15 protein-coding genes are annotated in these 16,894 nt (G+C 40.3%); 7 read left to right on the top strand and 8 right to left on the bottom strand.

Annotated elements, in window-relative coordinates; translation table 11 throughout:
• The first annotated feature begins 5 nt into the window (after positions 1-5).
• From EZ444_RS02990 to EZ444_RS02975, 4 genes are read left to right on the top strand one after another with little or no spacing between them, the layout of a single operon-like run.
• Positions 6-1,469 carry a RagB/SusD family nutrient uptake outer membrane protein gene (locus tag EZ444_RS02990; protein WP_131607066.1) on the top strand — a complete coding sequence of 488 codons (1,464 nt, stop codon included), beginning with the start codon at positions 6-8 and terminating at the stop codon, positions 1,467-1,469.
• Positions 1,470-1,480: 11 nt separating this feature from the next.
• Entirely contained in the window at positions 1,481-2,245 is a 765-nt protein-coding gene (locus EZ444_RS02985) for a DUF4843 domain-containing protein (protein ID WP_131607064.1), read from the top strand.
• Between the two features lie 11 nt (positions 2,246-2,256).
• A complete protein-coding gene (locus EZ444_RS02980) occupies positions 2,257-3,807 on the top strand; it encodes a PKD-like family lipoprotein (protein WP_131607062.1) in 1,551 nt (516 codons plus the stop codon).
• A 31-nt stretch (positions 3,808-3,838) separates the two neighbouring features.
• Positions 3,839-5,215, top strand: a complete 1,377-nt coding sequence (locus EZ444_RS02975) for a TlpA family protein disulfide reductase (protein WP_131607059.1) — start codon at positions 3,839-3,841, stop codon at positions 5,213-5,215.
• A 279-nt stretch (positions 5,216-5,494) separates the two neighbouring features.
• Here the strand turns inward: EZ444_RS02975 and EZ444_RS02970 are convergent, their stop codons facing one another.
• The 7 genes from EZ444_RS02970 to EZ444_RS02940 all read right to left on the bottom strand — a co-directional run bounded on the left by EZ444_RS02970 (position 5,495) and on the right by EZ444_RS02940 (position 11,770).
• Entirely contained in the window at positions 5,495-6,460 is a 966-nt protein-coding gene (locus EZ444_RS02970) for a TIGR03571 family LLM class oxidoreductase (RefSeq protein ID WP_131607057.1), read from the bottom strand.
• A 27-nt stretch (positions 6,461-6,487) separates the two neighbouring features.
• Entirely contained in the window at positions 6,488-7,276 is a 789-nt protein-coding gene (locus EZ444_RS02965; RefSeq protein ID WP_131607055.1) for a hypothetical protein, read from the bottom strand.
• 67 nt (positions 7,277-7,343) lie between these two features.
• A complete protein-coding gene (locus EZ444_RS02960) occupies positions 7,344-8,462 on the bottom strand; it encodes an L-dopachrome tautomerase-related protein (RefSeq protein ID WP_131607053.1) in 1,119 nt (372 codons plus the stop codon).
• 4 nt (positions 8,463-8,466) lie between these two features.
• Positions 8,467-8,901 carry a putative quinol monooxygenase gene (locus EZ444_RS02955; protein WP_131607051.1) on the bottom strand — a complete coding sequence of 145 codons (435 nt, stop codon included), beginning with the start codon at positions 8,899-8,901 and terminating at the stop codon, positions 8,467-8,469.
• 25 nt (positions 8,902-8,926) lie between these two features.
• Complete coding sequence (locus tag EZ444_RS02950) at positions 8,927-10,156, bottom strand: MFS transporter (protein WP_131607049.1); 1,230 nt, start codon at positions 10,154-10,156, stop codon at positions 8,927-8,929.
• A gap of 114 nt (positions 10,157-10,270) precedes the next feature.
• Complete coding sequence (locus EZ444_RS02945) at positions 10,271-11,233, bottom strand: AraC family transcriptional regulator (RefSeq protein ID WP_131607047.1); 963 nt, start codon at positions 11,231-11,233, stop codon at positions 10,271-10,273.
• A 387-nt stretch (positions 11,234-11,620) separates the two neighbouring features.
• Positions 11,621-11,770: a lmo0937 family membrane protein gene (locus EZ444_RS02940; protein ID WP_131607045.1), complete on the bottom strand. Its 150-nt coding sequence runs from the start codon at positions 11,768-11,770 to the stop codon at positions 11,621-11,623.
• Positions 11,771-11,915: 145 nt separating this feature from the next.
• On the opposite strand from EZ444_RS02940, the gene EZ444_RS02935 reads away from it, so the two are divergent.
• The 3 genes from EZ444_RS02935 to EZ444_RS02925 all read left to right on the top strand — a co-directional run bounded on the left by EZ444_RS02935 (position 11,916) and on the right by EZ444_RS02925 (position 16,350).
• Positions 11,916-12,701, top strand: coding sequence for a DUF72 domain-containing protein (locus EZ444_RS02935; protein ID WP_225874613.1), 786 nt, complete (start codon positions 11,916-11,918; stop codon positions 12,699-12,701).
• A 62-nt stretch (positions 12,702-12,763) separates the two neighbouring features.
• Positions 12,764-13,936, top strand: coding sequence for a sensor histidine kinase (locus tag EZ444_RS02930; protein WP_131607041.1), 1,173 nt, complete (start codon positions 12,764-12,766; stop codon positions 13,934-13,936).
• A 224-nt stretch (positions 13,937-14,160) separates the two neighbouring features.
• Complete coding sequence (locus EZ444_RS02925) at positions 14,161-16,350, top strand: catalase (protein WP_131607039.1); 2,190 nt, start codon at positions 14,161-14,163, stop codon at positions 16,348-16,350.
• A 55-nt stretch (positions 16,351-16,405) separates the two neighbouring features.
• Here the strand turns inward: EZ444_RS02925 and EZ444_RS02920 are convergent, their stop codons facing one another.
• On the bottom strand, positions 16,406-16,879 hold the full coding sequence (locus EZ444_RS02920) for an ankyrin repeat domain-containing protein (RefSeq protein WP_131607037.1): 474 nt from the start codon (positions 16,877-16,879) through the stop codon (positions 16,406-16,408).
• Positions 16,880-16,894 lie beyond the last annotated feature (15 nt).

Below are 16,894 nucleotides of genomic sequence, written 5' to 3'. Positions count from 1 at the left end.
AAGAAATGAAAAGAATAAGTTTTATAATCATGGCATTGCTTGGCTTATCGTCAATAATATCCTGCAAAAAATTTTTAGACGTAAAACCCAAAACTGAAATGCCGAGAGATATCCTTTTTGGTACAGAAAATGGCTTTAAGGATGCCTTGACAGGTGTTTACATCCAAATGAAAGACAACAATGCGTACGGCGGGGCTATGACGCAAACTACTATTGAGTCGTTGACTTCCAGCTGGGACGTTACTGCTAATACCACCGAACAAAGAATTGGACTGTTCAATTATACCGACGCTGGGGTCGAGACGGCATTGGGAAATATCTTTAAACAAGAGTACAAGGTAATTTCGAGTATCAATGCCATTTTAGGGGAAATTGATAAACGCAGGGATATATTTGTAACACCCGGCTTATATGAAACCATTAAGGCCGAATGCCTGGCATTGCGTGCATATTGCCATCTGGATATTCTGAGGCTTTTTGGACCGGTGCCAACCGCAAGTCAGAATGGTAGCATGTTGGCATACGTGACGATGTTGTCTACCACCATTAATCAACCCTTGCCTTTTGCTGAATATCGGGCCTTACTTTTAAAAGATCTTGAAGATGCTGCTGCACTTTCAAAGGACATAGATCCCATCACTAAATACAGTCTAAAACAATTGAGGTCACCAGGCGCCATTTCCGGCTTTAATCCCGATGATAAATATTTTGCTTATCGTTATTTACGCCTAAACTATTATGCGGTAAAAGCTTTACAAGCAAGGGCAAGTCTTTGGTTTGGTGACAAAGATAAGGCCTATGAATATGCTAAAGTAGTTATAGAAGCTAAAAATAGTGATGGAACTTCGAAATTTCTTTTAGGGACTGCAGCTGATGTCACAGCAAAAGATTATGTGTTCACGAAGGAGCATCTTTTTGGACTGTACGACTTTGAAATGTTTTCTAAATATACTGGAAGATATGGAACAGGAACAACTAAAAAGGGGACATCAGCGACCACAATTAAGACCCAGTTATTTGGGAATACCGGTACAGATATCCGTGAATCGGGATTGTGGGACCTATTGACTTTAGGCAGTGGTCAAACTGCATACATTATCAAAAAGTACCAGGTTCTGGACCCCAAAACCGTAACTGTGAACGAAGATTATAAGCAAATTCCTATGCTAAGGCTTAGCGAAATGTATTTAATAGCCGCCGAATCAGCTCCATTTGCAGAGGGCTTAATTTACTTTAAAGATTTTCGGACGGCCAGAAATATAGGGAACTTCGTATTACCTGCCAATCCATTACTATTGCAAGCGGAAATCATAAAGGAGTATAGGAAAGAGTTCTATTCCGAAGGGCAGGCTTTCTTTGCGTATAAACGCAACAACACTGCCAAAGCTCAGTTTCTATTTGCGCCTGCTGCCGCAACTGTAAATTATCTTATTCCACTTCCAAAAGTAGAATCAGCTAACCTAAATTAATTGATAAACACATGAGAAAAATGATATTATTGCTCATGGTTACGCTAACCATAGCTTCCTGTAAAAAGGACCAGTATTACCTATATAATGATGTGGCAAGGATTCAGTTTGGACCAGCAACCAACCAGATCTATGATCCCGCCTTTAATCTAGCAGACACGCTAAAACCCATTACCTTTTTTTATGATGAACCATCGGTAACTGAAGACACGGTTTTCTTTGATATTTATGCAATAGGGCGGGTTGCTAGTACCGATAGGTCATTTACTTTAGAACAGGTACAAGTAAACAATACACTCAATGCGGTATCTGGTACTCATTATGTTGCGTTCAACGACCCAAAGGCAAGCAAGTATTATGTAATTAAGGCAGGAAGTTCCCACACTAAAGTTCCTATCATTGTTCTGCGAGATCCTAGTTTAAAGACCAGCTCACCTGTTTTGAAATTTAACGTGGTTGCAGATGGAAATTTCCAGAACGGAGAAATAAAAAATCTATGGAGAAAGGTAGTGATGACAGACCGACTAAGCCAGCCAGCTGCGTGGAACGCGACTGTTACTTTGTTTTTTGGAAAATACAGCGTCGAAAAACATAAGTTTATGATTAAAACGACAGGAGACAAATGGGACCAGGTTTTCTTAACCTACGTCCTTACTGATTTTTCCCTGGTACAATACTACCAGGCTATTTTTCAAACAGCAATCGTGGATTACAACAAAGCGCATCCCGGAGCACCTATGAGAGATGAGAACCAGGAATTAATAACATTCCCTTAATCAAAAAACAGATGAAAATAATAAACACGTTGCTGCTAACCGGTTTCGTCCTGTTCGCTGCATCCTGCAAGAAAGATAAAAGTAATTACGATTACAAATCGGCCGAAGTGTTCAGCATTTCAAATTTTAAATCAGCTTATACTGTCATTTCAGAAAAAGACCATATTGTTGCAGATCCGATAATAACTTCTACAGATCCTGAAGCAGACTTCGAATATAGGTGGTGGATTTATGGTGGTGACATAGTTGGTGTAGATACACTTTCAAAAACAAAACAGTTGGATTACCTGGTTAAAAAATCAACCGCACAGTATGGTCTGGTTTTTAAAGTAACGAATAGGCATACCAAATATACTCAGTATTATACCGCTAATGTAAACGTAGGCACAGCTTTTACCACCGGTTGGTACGTTGCAAAAGATGATGGCAACGCCGCCGATTTGGATCTTTTTCTTACACCGAGTAGCATTGTACCCGAAGGTAAATTCGAAAATATTTACAGTACAGTAAATGGCAGTAAGTTGGAAGGTAAAGCCATGATGATGAATTATTTTGGACAGCTTCAAACCACGATATCAAGACGTACAAGTACTTTGTTTTTGACAACGGATAAGACCATCGCCGGAGTATACATCAGTACGCTTAAAGCTATAAGAAATTTCAATACTTCGTTTATTGAACCGCCAGCGATAAGCCAGCCAGATTTTGTGTTTTTCTCTTCCGGAGCTTATTACCTGGGGAACGCCGGACAATGCTATGCTATTAATTTAAGTTCTTCAAATTCTGGTCAGTTTGGCGCACGAAAATTAAAAGATGCTGACAATACCCCATACCATCTGTCAAAATATTTCCTGGCTAGCGGTCAGGGCGACCCCTTGTTTTTTGATGAAACAAGCAGTTCATTTCTTACTTCGCCAATTGGTTCGGGGCTAACATTGGCACGGGTGAATGATGACGTGAAACTTCCGCCTTTACCTCCAACGGGGATGCCCGCAATCAATAATCAGATGCAGCCATTATATATTGGTTATAAATCAAGGAATTATAATTCTGTAGACAGTAGATATGAAATTACTGGATATGGAGTATTTCAAGATAAAAGAGATGCTACTAAGAAAGTGATAGCTAAGCTCGCACCCAATTCAGCAACAACAACAAAACTATACATTACCAATGAAGTTATTAAGCCAGCGGATAAAATTTACAATGCTACGCTTTTTACACTTTTAGTTGAAGATGAAAACATCATGTATTTTGTACTGGGGAATGAAGTTTGGTCTAGAAACCTCTCTAATGGTTTTGAACAACTGCAATTTACTGCACCTGCTGGAGAACTAATCACTTACATCAGGCACAAGGCGCTTACCGTTGGCAGTTATCCATTTAACTATTTTATGATCGGGACTAAGGTAGGCGAAAATTATAAAGTAAGAATGTTTACCAAATCATCAGGAAATCTTTCTGCATCACCTCATTTTACACTGGAAGGCAAGGGCATTGTAAGGGATGTCATGTATGTTTCACCAAACGTCTCCGATGGCACCTACAGTAATACTTATTAAGTTAATCCAACCAAATTAAATAGAACAGAAAATGTATAAAAAATGCTATGTTACAGCTTTATTGTTAAGTCTGACTGTATCAATATTCGCGCAATTACCTGTACAAATTACAGGAAACTTAAATAAACAAAGAATTAGCCCTGTTAAACTCTTCAAGGTGGAAGGTAAACCTGAAGAAATAGCCAGTTCGGTACCAACGGCCGACGGAAAGTTTGCATTCACTTTTTACCCGGAAACCGAAGGTTTATATGTTTTAGGGACAGGAAATGTAAATAGCCCATCTGATAATTACTCCTTTTATTTTAAGGGAGGTGAACAGTTGTCTTTAACCATTAACGATAGCAATTATGAGCTTAGGGGGACCACTAACTCAAAAGAGAACATGGTAATGGCACAATGGTTTAAACTAACCGAGCCGATTTACCAAAAAGCCATTAATTTCAGTCGTAACTCGAGTACCTTCATTGATTTCTTTCCGCAGCTGGAAGAAATTGTTGGACAGTCTAAGACTTTTTTGAAAGGAAAAGCTACGGGGAATGCGAAGTTTGATAAATATATCGCTGAAATTATGGCCTGGGATCTGGCTAATTACGCTGCAAATTTCATCAACACCCCACGTTCCGCACATCCGGATTTAACTGAATTTAGTCCTTACTACGCCGGGTTGAATGCGCAGGATTTGACGAAAAGCGCAACTAAAGTTTTTGCCTATCCCTGGGGTTTCCGTGTATCAGAATCGGTTATGATGATCAATATGCGTCAGAAAAATATGACCTATGCTGCAGGAGTAGATGGTGTTAAGCAATCACTTTCATTCATCTCCAATGATACCTTGAAAGGAGATTTTGCCTTGAAAAGGATGGAAAGCTTAAAGAATTATACGGATTACATAACTTATGCTAATGCCTTTGGTCAGTACTTTTTAACTAGCAAGCTAAAGAAAAAGAATGTAGAAATTGCGGCTTCCCTGGCTACATTAAAGCCAGGAGATTCAGCTTTCAATTTTAGTTACCCCGATAATAGTGGTAAAACAGTTTCAATGGCAGATTTAAGAGGTAAAGTGGTGCTGGTAGATGTCTGGGCTACCTGGTGTGGCCCGTGTAAAAAGGAGATTCCATCTCTGAAAAAACTTGAGGAAGAAATGAAGGGAATGGATGTTCAGGTGGTGAGTATATCTGTGGATGAAGCAAAAGATAAAGAAAAGTGGCTTAAAATGATCAAAGATGAAAACCTGGGTGGCTTACAATTATTTGCTTCGGGATGGAGTGATATTGCTCAATTTTATAAAATAAATGCGATTCCTCGGTTCATGGTTTTTGACAAAGCAGGCAAAATTGTGACCATAGATTCTCCAAGGCCATCTAATCCTGAGCTTAAAGCATTACTGGAAAAAACCTTAGCTAATTAATCAACGCTCCGGCTCATACCTTTGTGGTATGCTTAAACGATATGCAATACTTTTTGCTGATTAATAATTGTCTATATAATTTGGGGAAGGACCAAAGCTGACAATAACCTCAAATCATGCAGAAAAAGGTTCGAAATAAGTACAGGGAAGACGGCACAACAATAGAGGCCTTTAGATCGTAAGATTTAAAGGCTTTTATGTTTTATGCCCGTCGATGGTTTGGACCCTTCATACCCCAAGGTCATTAAACAAAATTTATTATACAGAATAGCAAGTAACCTACCTGAATATAGGTAATACATATTGGGAGATTTCTGACATTACCTCATCTAAGGGCCTACTCGAGTGGCGGAGTTGTAAGGCCATATGATTCACACCTGCAGTCTGATAATCTTTCAATAAATCGATCAGGGCATTCCTTCCAAGTGCAGCTCCAAATCTATGTGGCTTTACGGACGCATCCGGATCTGCCTCCAGTTTCAAGTGAAAAGCGGTAATGTAAGGCTTGTGACCTAAACCGGCTCTTTCCAGTTCTGTCGTCCATTGTGTAGCCTGATGTTTGGTCTCCATTACATTTCTTGGATAGTTAAACCAGGCCTGCATGTTAGCTGCAATCCATTCTATCGATTGCTGGCCATGTCCAGCCATTACCAGTGGTACTGACTCTTGAGTTGGCTTAGGGAAAACCTGCATTCCCAAGCCTAATTCCGGATATAAATTATCTAAATATCCATTCTTTTTCCAAACATGTTTCATCAATTCTACACCCGATCTAAAACGTTCAGCACGGTCTTCATAATTGTAGCCAAACATTGGAAATTCTACGGCTCTGTCACCCAGCCCTAAACCAAGCATTAACCGTCCATTAGAAAGGAGGTCTATACTTGCTGCTGATTTTGCTACCAAAATAGGCTTCCTTAACGGAAGAACTATGGCTGCAGTACCCAGCATGATGTTTTTTGTGAGGGCGGATAAGTAACCTAAATAAGAAAAAGCTTCAAACTGTTGCGCGGCATCTCCGAAATTAGGATCATAAACCGGTACATCGCGCATCCATAAGGCTGCAAAGCCAAGCTCGTCGGCTAATTGTGCCAGCTTACTATGGTTGGCAATATCTGGTACACCAAAAGGCCTTCCATCTTGTTTACGTTTCTGATCCCCCATAGCGGACCAATCATTATCTAATGGGAATTCTAATCCTATGGTTAGTTCTCCCGACTTACCAATTTTATCTAATCTGTTCATGTTGTTTCTTGTTGAAATAAAATCTATTTAAAATAAGCTGACACCAACAACCAATCCGCCTGTTTTTCTGATCGGGTTCCAGGTTGGGGCTAAGGAGACAGGGAAGGAATATTTTCCTACTGTCACCTTTTTATTTGCGGCTACGCCCAGCGTTGCAATTCCAGGCTTATTCCCGTAAAAACTATTTTGTTGTCCGTTCAGGGTAAATACGCCACCAATAAAGAAATCAAGTCGTACGTCATTTAAATTCACCGGATAGGTCAGTTGGACATAAGTTGAATACCTATTTTTTCCTCTTCTTAATGGGTCTTTGCCAGCAATAGCAATAGAATCCCCAGGTAATACATCTCTGTCACGTCCGGCAATAATTGTGCTCCATGCAATATCCAGCGGGAATTTCTTGGAGATGGTATAACCGATTGTTGCATCAATAAAATGCCTGGTTGTGCTGGCACTATAATCAAATAGGTTGGTGGTTAAAGGAAGTGTTTTTGAAGAGTTAAAGATATCGTATAACACGATCCTTGCATTTTTGTATTGATAAGAAGCGAAATAATCCAATTGTCTGTATTCACCATTCCAGCCTGAGCTGCCTCTGGCGCCAACTTTCAATCTGCCACTTTTGTCAGTAAAGTTAACTACGCCTAATAAATAAGGGGATGTTGTAATTTCCAGGCCTCTCCATAAATGTATACTTTTTATCTGCAGATGAGCTTCAATTGGTTTATAGGTGGTATGGGTAGTTTGTGCAGCAGCATTAAAAGTCATCTGTACCAGAAAGAACAAGATGGATACTGCTAATAATTTTAATTTCATAATGATAAAGGTTAAGGGAATCTCAGCTACTGACTATGCTGTCATAGCTGAGATTGGTCCGTTTTACTTATTTTATTTTGATTCTAAGGACGTAGTATGGAGGGTTGCTCACATCTTTATTGTTGTTTAACCATCCCGTATTATGTAGTTGGTTCGCCACGATGTATAGATATCCATCAGGCGATAAAGCAACTCCGTCTGGCCATGATAATAAGTCTTTATCCTGTGCAAGAATGGTATATCCTTTAGGAGTAACCACCCCCACAGCATTGTGCTCAATATCTGTTACATATACCTCGCCTTTGCTGCCTACTTTAAAACCATCTGTTTTAGGTTTTTTACCATAGTTTTCAATCTGAGCTGCAAGTGCTGCTTCGCTTAGGTTTTCATTGGCAACTGCAGCAGCAGGGATGCGATAAATGGTATGTGCACCCATAGCTCCGTAGTAAATCCATTTCATCTCATTGTCGATAGAAATAGGGTTCAATGGATACTTAGGCTCATAAACAGTCCCATCAGGGTAGGTATGGCTTACCGGTCTGCCATTAACTACTGCTGCCTCACCCAATGGTTGAAAAGAAGCATGATTTTCTAATATCCTTCTGCTGTAACCTGTTTTCAGGTCGATCACTACAAAAGCAGGGACTGCAGGAAGGATTAAACCATCAATAGACATATCAGCGATCACTGCTTTATGGTTTTTCTCGTCAATTGCAAAATCCTGAAGGAAGGACGTTGGGCGGAGTACCGCATCTGGTAAAGGGTAAACATGTGCTAGTGTTTTGGTTTTGATGTCCCATCCAACCAGTTTCGGCGCTTGTTTCGGGTTTGATTTTTTGTTTCCCATATCCAACACCCATAGGATATTATCAGAAGAAACCTGGATTCCAATGGTAGAGTTGATGCCTTTGAAAGATTGTCCCTGAGGCTTCATGATCCATGAGGTGTCCGGAAAATTCACTGCTGTTCCATTAGGCAGGATCTCTTTAACCATGTATTTTGTTTCACCTAACGCACTCATGGTGACAAACACGCGGCTCTGGGGAGATACGGCCACATTACCTGGACGTTCAGTAGGAAATGTGGAAACGATTTCTAGTTTTGCTTTTGACTGTGCAAAAGTATTAGGAGTTAAGGCCTGAAACAGACCTAAAGTAGCAAGCATTGCTATTGATAACTTTTTCATATGTTTATTTTTTTGTATAAGTGTCAAAATTGTTAACCAGGTTAACGTTCATTGGAGTAGTGGTAAGTCCTTCAATGGCCTGGAACCACTCTTTTACATGTGCCGAGTTTTTATGGATCTCGAAAGCTGCCTGGTCTCTGAATACCTCATAAAAGATAATGGTACCAGGAGCGATGCTGCCTTGATGGGCCTCGAAGATTAAACTGCCGGGTTCATTTTTGCGGATTTTATCCGTCATAATCCGGGTAGCTTTTGCTACTCTTTCCTCGCTGCCGGCCTTAATTTGTGTCCAGGCGATGATGGTTACCGAGTTGTCAGGAACCGCAAATGAACTGGTTTGATTGGATGGTAACTTTTTAAGGTTTGCATCCTGAGCGTGTACGTTTAGGGAAAGGACAGTCAATAGAAGTCCTGCACCCCATTTCCATGAGATTTTCATTGTTGTAATTATGATGTTTAAAAAATTATGATTTGCGGTTTAAGCGGGCGCTGAAAAGGGTCACGATAATGGCCAGCACTACGAATATGGCACCAACCCAAGGTGTAGCTCCTAGTCCTAGTGGAGAGGCAACGATCAGTCCGCCGGCATAAGCTCCTATGGCAATTCCGATGTTGAAAGCGGCAATATTGAATGCGGAAGCAACGTCTTCAGTGCCAGGTAAGTGTTTTTCTGAGATCTGTACAACCAGTAACTGTAATCCGGGAACACTGGCAAAAGATAAGGCACCCATGATGAATAAGGTGATGATACCTAAAATGGTGTTGTGCACAGTGAATGTAAAGATCAGCAATACGATGGCCTGTAAGGCGAACATCCACAATAAAGCTTTTATAGGATTCTTATTGGAAACCTTGCCACCTACGATGTTACCGATAGCAATAGCAATACCATAGAGCAAAAGAATCACACTTACTAAGGATTCAGATAAACCTGTGATTTCCTGAAGGATTGGCGATAAGTAAGTAAAGGCTACAAATGTACCACCATACCCTAAAGCGGTCATCAAAAAGGCTAGTAACAGCCGTTTATTGGTAATGACTTTTAGCTGAGTTTTTAAAGAGGCTGGTTGCTCATTTTTGAGGGTTGCAGGGACTAAAATCATGCTGGAAATCAAACCTACAAGACCCAATAAAGCAACGCCAATAAAGGTGGCCTGCCATCCAAAATGTTGTCCGATAAATGTACCCAGCGGTACTCCGGTAACGATTGCTACTGTTAATCCTGCAAACATAATGGAGATCGCTGAGGCCCTTTTTTCTACTGGCACAAGTGCTGCAGCAATGGTAGATCCTATGGAGAAGAATACGCCATGTGCAAATCCGGTGATAATCCTGGCAATGACCAGACTGATAAAACCTGGAGCAACGGAGGCCAATCCATTTCCTACGATAAAGAGCACCATTAGGGAAATTAACAACTGTTTACGTGGAACTCTGCTGGTTAGTGCAGTAAGGATCGGAGCACCTATTGCCACTCCGATAGCATATAGACTCACCAGTAGTCCAGCTGATGGAAGTGAAATGTGCAAATCTTTTGCGACTGTTGGCAATAAGCCAACGATTACGAATTCTGTGGTACCAATTGCGAAAGCACTAATGGTTAATGCCCATAATGCAGCAGGAAGTCCTTTCTTTTTTTGACCATCTGCAGCTTGTATTTCGGTGGCTGAGGTGGATTTTGTTATTGTGTTCATACCTTTGTTTTTTTATATTGTCGGTGTTTGATTTTCTTTCGTTTAAATCGACAATACAAATGTACTTGCACAATCAGCCCTGTTTTCAGGATAGATTTCGGAGAAACCGGTACTTTATACGGAACTCACATTTTGGCGCTGTTCTTTCGGACTTAGTCCAGTATATTTTCTGAAAAATCTGGCAAAGTAGGATGGGTCTTCAAACTGAAGCAGGAAGGCTATCTCAGAAATGCTCAGCGAAGTGTAAGTTAACAATTGAGTGGCTTCTTTTAATGTTCTTTCACGAATCAGCTCGCCCGGTGTTTTGCCGGTAACAGATTTTACGCTATCATTCAAGTGGTTTTGGGTAACCGCGAGTGCTGCGGCATAGTCGGCAAGGCTTTTAACCGTACTGACCTCCTGATCAATCAGTGGAAGAAAGTCTTTTTGATAAAGGCGAATGAAATCTTTGGTGATGCGCTGTGCGGCATTACCGGCATCTACCAGGCAACCTCCTTTATCTGTATCCACCGACTTTATCGCTTTCTGGAACAATACATTTAGTAAGGCGCGGATTAAATCAGCCTTATAAGTATTGTCTGAGTTGTATTCTTCTTCGATCTCCACAAACAGCCTGTTGAAATACTCCGTTTGTGGTTCATTCAAATTCAAAACTGCGCTACCATCATCATGAAAGAAAGGGTAATTGGCTAGTACTTCCTGATCTTTCAATCCTTTCTGAAAGAAGTCAGAAGTAAAGGCGCAAAAGTAACCGGCATGATCATCTACAGTAGTTTGCCAGGAAGTAATCAGGCCTGGCGATACAAAACAGAGCATCCCAGGTCTCAGGTAATACTCTTTGTCTCCAAAAGTATGGATGCCTTCCCCTCCGGTAACGATGAATACCAGGTGGAAGTCGAGACGATTAGAGGCAATCGTTTCTTTACACTTAAACCGGAAATCATCCCTGCGGTGAATCTCAAAATGAGCAACACTGGCGCGTATGGCAGCTTGCCTTTTAGATTCTTCAGTGCCTTGAAAATAAGCATTTCTGTAGGATTGTGCAGTAAAAACGGGTATCTCTGTTTTCTTTGTCATTCCGGTAAAATGATTTTAAATCAATCGTATTTTATTTAAACAAAGTTCTTTAAGAAAAAGTTAGCATCATAATCATTTAGATGATGGCAGGTTATTAGCTATATAATACCGCAGTATAATTTAAGTTATGATAAATGCGATCAAATTTTTTGCCCTTTGTAAGGTTAAAGAAACATGAGCTATTGAAAGTTGTAGTTCATTAAAGGAACAGTTATGAAAGCGGTTATAATCAACCAATTTGGGGAAGCAAGAGATTCCTTTAAGGTTTTGGAGGTGCCACGACCTAGGGTTTTAGATGATGAAATTTTAATTAAGCCCGGCTACGTATTTGCAAGTTTCAGATTAAATAATTTAAGTGCCAGACCTCAACCAAAGGCCTGGCACTGTTTAGGCCCTGCGGATCACACCCAAGACAACCGCTATGATAGCGATCACAATAAGGATATGAATGATTCCGCCTGTATAGTAACCACCCAAAAAGCTGATAGCCCAGATGATGACTAAAATGACTGCAATAGTATAAAGTAGATTTCCCATGACACTTATTTTAATTATGTTAAGCTTTTTGATTAAAACGTAATGGCGGCTACTTTTGTTTTTGCTAATTTCCAAGTAAGTAAAATAATACCTTAATAATTTATTCGCTATGTTGCTTGTAAATTGTTAAAAACAATAGATCTGCTTGTCTGTTCCATTGTTGATGCTTCCGATAAGTGATACCTCAGTTTATTATTCAGGCACAAGCGGTTTGTTGCTACCTGTGCCTAATAAATTGTATTACCCTGAAGAATTTATAGATAAAAGTCGGCTTTGTTTCTATGCTTCTATGATGAACAGCATTGAAATTAATAGTTCATTTTATAATTTGCCCATGTCCTCAACTGTGGCGAAATGGGCGAATGATGTGCCGGAAGAGTTCAGATTTACCTTTAAGCTTTCCAAACAAATAACACATAATAGAGGCCTGGCATTTAACCCGGAGTTGGTAACCAGCTTCATAGAAGTGATAGGCGAGGTTGATAATAAAAAGGGTTGCCTGCTAGTGCAGTTTCCGCCCAGTGTGCGGATCGTTCAGTTTAAACAGCTGGCTTTGCTGATGAAAGCATTACGAGATGCAGATCCGAATGCTGATTGGAATATTGCTTTGGAATTTAGACATATTTCCCTCTACCATGATGAGGTATATAAATTGATTGAGGAGCATCGGATGGGGATGGTGATACATGACAAGTCACCTGCATCTACTCCCATTAGGGATACTGAACTTCCCTTTGTTTATCTCCGCTTTCACGGCCCGGGGGGGAGTTATAGAGGTAGTTATGAAAACGAGATACTTTACGAGTATGCTTGTTATATCCGAGAATGGATAAAGGAGGGTAAAACGATCTACACTTATTTTAACAATACGATGGGTAGCGCTATAACCAATTTGTTCACACTCAGGGATATGGTAATGGGTATGGTTTGATCAGAATAAGCAATTCCTTATAAGTATGTATCTTGTAAAAATATTTATCATCACATCTAGCTATGGACAGTTACAACTCGTTAAATGATAAGATCGGTAGCCACAAGCTTAAGGAAATTGAACTGAATGGAAATATCCGGCAACAAGAACTCCTCATAGAAGCAATGCGGCTTGCTGAGGAAAAAAGTGCGATTCTTAATGCCATCATTGAGTCTACGGATGATGCCATCATTAGTAAAGATTTAAATGGCACAATTACCAGCTGGAATAATTCGGCTGAAAGAATATTCGGTTATACTGCTGAAGAAATGATTGGGCAGTCTATATTAAAGCTGATTCCTGCTGATCGCCAACAGGAAGAACCCTTAATTCTCAATCAGCTAAAAAGAGGGCAAAGGGTTGATCATTTTGAAACCAAAAGGAGAACGAAAAATGGATGTTTTATTGATGTTTCCTTAACTATATCACCAGTTAAAGATAAAGCCGGAAATATTATTGGTTTGTCTAAGATTGCGCGAGACATTACCGACAAAAAAATGGCTGAACAACGCAAAAATGATTTTGTAGCCATCGTGAGTCATGAACTAAAAACTCCGCTGACTAGCATGAAATCTTATATCCAATTGGCTTTAGGCAAAATAAAGGAATCAAATGAGAGTTTTATTGAAAGTGTTCTGACACGCGCGCACACTCAGACACAGAAAATGACAATGATGATCAATGATTTTTTAAATCTTTCTCGCATTGAGGAAGGGAAAATGCCTTTGAACAGGTCGAGGTTTGTCTTATCTGAGCTGATTGACGAGGTTGTCGAGGAAGGCTGCATTTTAGCACCAAATCACCTCATCGAATACCAACGCTGCTCACGATTTATAGTTGATGCAGATAAGGATAAGCTCTGTCAAGTAATGAATAACCTTTTGAGTAATGCCGTTAAATATTCTGACCCAGGCACAGTAATAAACATTTGCTGCAAAATTGAAGTGGATGTGGTAAGGGTTAGTTTTTCTGACCATGGGTTAGGAATTTCAGCCGAAGATCAAAAACGATTGTTTGAAAGGTTCTACAGGGTCTCGGATGAACGGGCAAAAAATGTTTCTGGCTTTGGGATTGGTCTGTATCTTGTGGCTGAAATTCTGAAGTTACATGGTAGCAAGATTACCGTTAGTAGTGAAATAGGGAAAGGTTCTGTATTTTCATTCTGCTTACCAATTGAATCCAAAGAGTTGATTTGAGGTTAATGAGTTAATTATGATTCCTAAATCTCAGCTGATAGTCTAATTAGTAAATCGTTAGGGAGTCCTGCAATTTAAAATAAGAAATTTTATGAAACATTCTTAATCTAAGACTGTTAATTTATTCTGCTGAAGGTTACTTTGGACGTTACGCTATGCTATGCCTACCGGGGATGAAATAAGTTGTGTTGCAGCAGAAGATATAAACCTATTAATTTACTACTATGGCAAAAGATAAACCTACGGAGAAACCGGGGATTCAACCAGAAAATGAAAAGACCGAAGCCTTGCAGTTACATACTACTGATGCAAATGGTGAATTGATGACAACGGACCATGGAGTGCGGATTAATGATGACCAAAATTCGCTTAAAGCGGGAGAACGTGGGGCGACTTTACTTGAGGATTTTATCCTTCGGGAGAAGATTACTCACTTTGATCATGAACGTATTCCCGAAAGAGTTGTACATGCTAGAGGATCAGGAGCCCATGGGGTTTTTAAGTTGTACAAATCACTGGACAAGGTAACGAAAGCCGCCTTTCTTAATGATACAGAAACGGAAACACCTGTATTTGTGCGCTTCTCTACTGTTGCCGGATCTAAGGGGTCTACAGATTTAGCCAGAGATGTGAGGGGTTTTGCAGTGAAATTCTACACCCAACAAGGTAATTTTGATCTGGTAGGTAATAATATGCCGATATTTTTTATCCAAGATGCGATGAAATTTCCCGATCTGGTTCATGCCGTTAAACCAGAACCTGACAATGAAATGCCACAGGCGGCCTCAGCGCATGATACTTTTTGGGACTTTATATCCTTAATGCCAGAATCTACCCACATGGTCATGTGGCTAATGAGTGACCGCGCCATTCCTCGAAGCTTGCGCATGATGGAGGGTTTTGGTGTGCACACGTTTCGGTTCATTAATCGAAACGGTGAGGCTTGTTTCGTGAAGTTTCATTGGAAACCTTTGCTTGGTGTGCATTCAGTTGCATGGGATGAGGCACAAAATATTTCGGGTAAAGATCCTGATTTTCACCGAAGAGACCTATGGGAGGCAATTGATAGTGGTGCATTTCCTGAGTGGGAGCTGGGCGTACAAATTGTGCCTGAAGCGGATGAGTTTAAATTTGAATTTGATTTACTGGATCCTACCAAGCTGATACCCGAAGAATTGGTGCCGGTACAGCGTATTGGTAAAATGACGCTTAATCGTAATCCTGATAATTTCTTTGCTGAAACTGAACAAGTGGCTTTCCATGTTGGGCATATCGTACCCGGTATAGATTTTACCAACGATCCACTTATGCAAGGAAGATTGTTTTCATATACAGACACGCAATTGATCCGTTTGGGAGGACCTAATTTCCACGAGATTCCAATAAATCGACCAGTAGTTCCTGTTCATAATAACCAGAGAGACGGTTTTATGCGTCAAACCATTAACAAAGGGAAAACCAGTTATGGGCCTAATTCTTTGGGAAATAATGCCCCACAACAGGTGAAGGCGGCGGATGGTGGTTTCACTTCCTATCAGGAAAGGATTGATGCCAAAAAAGTTAGGGCAAGGAGTAAAAGTTTTTTTGATCATTTCAGTCAGGCAACATTGTTCTTTAACAGCCAGTCTGATCCTGAAAAGAAACATTTGGTTGATGCTCTAAGTTTCGAGCTGGGTAAAGTGAAAACAGTTGCCATCCGTCAGCGGATGGTTGGAATTTTGTCGCTTGTTGATGAAGGGCTCGCCACTGAGGTAGCATTTGCACTTGGGTTAAAAGTTCCTGCCAAACCGCAACAACCGATAAACCATAGCATTCCTGCAGATGGTGATCCGGGGAATTATCAGCCTTTAAAGGTAGAAGGGAAGCTCAATAAGTCTGCTGCGTTAAGCATGGCTGGGACTTTAAAGGATACCATTAAAACCCGTAAGATTGCCATACTTGCCGCGGATGGTGTTGATGCAAAAACATTAAATACGGTTAAATCTGCGATTCTTGCTGAGGGTGGGGTAGTTCAGGTGATCGCTCCTAAATTGGGCGTCGTAGTTGCTGCTGATAAATCCGAGGTAGCCGTAGATGAGAGTTTTTTAACTGCTGCATCGGTACTATATGATGCGGTATATGTTCCAGGAGGATTAAAGAGTATAGCCACTTTGGAAGCGGAAGCAAATGCGATTCATTTTTTAAATGAAGCTTTTAAGCATTGTAAGGCAATTGCTGCCGATGATCAGGCTAAACAGGTACTAGAATCGACTTATTTTTCTAAAAAGCTGCCTAAAGATTTTTCGGATGAGACTGTATTTAAAGAAGGTATTGTAATAGGTGCTGATGCGGCGAAACTGGCCAAACAATTCATTAAAGCCATTGCTCAACATCGGTTTTGGGATCGGGAAAAAAAGCGACAGGTTCCAGCTTAATATAATTGAAAAAAAATACCCGGAAATGCCGGGTGTTTTTTTGTGCCATTCATATTTAATTTTGGAGTATATCCAAAGCTTTTTCATTTCCTTGTTGAGCGGCCAAATCAAATACAGAAAGACCGCGCACATCCAGTATCGTCTTATTGGCACCGTGAGTCAGCAAAAGTTGTAATACATCATTTCTGCCAAACATGGCCGCAAACATTAAGGCTGTTCCACCATTGCCGTGTTGAAGGTCTAAATTAGCTCCATAATTGATTAATAATTCCACAATATCCAAATAACCTTTAAATGCTACCCCCATTAATGCGGTATTGCCCCCATGATCTTGAGCATTTACCTCTGCACCGGAGTCCAATAATAATTTGGCAGCTTGATATTGATTATTGTAGCAGGCGATAATCAAAGGGGTATATCCTTTTTCATCTTTTGCATTAGGATCAGCTTTCTGTCTGATCAATTCCTGAATGACTTCAATGTTGCCAAGTCTTGCTGCGTGAATTATAATCTGAGTCGGTTGTGTCATAAATTATATGTTTCT

Source organism: Pedobacter hiemivivus (assembly GCF_004331685.1).
GTDB classification, from domain to species: Bacteria; Bacteroidota; Bacteroidia; order Sphingobacteriales; family Sphingobacteriaceae; genus Pedobacter; species Pedobacter hiemivivus.
The sequence above is the reverse complement of the archived record's forward strand: the minus strand, read 5'-3'. Positions and strand labels throughout refer to the sequence as shown.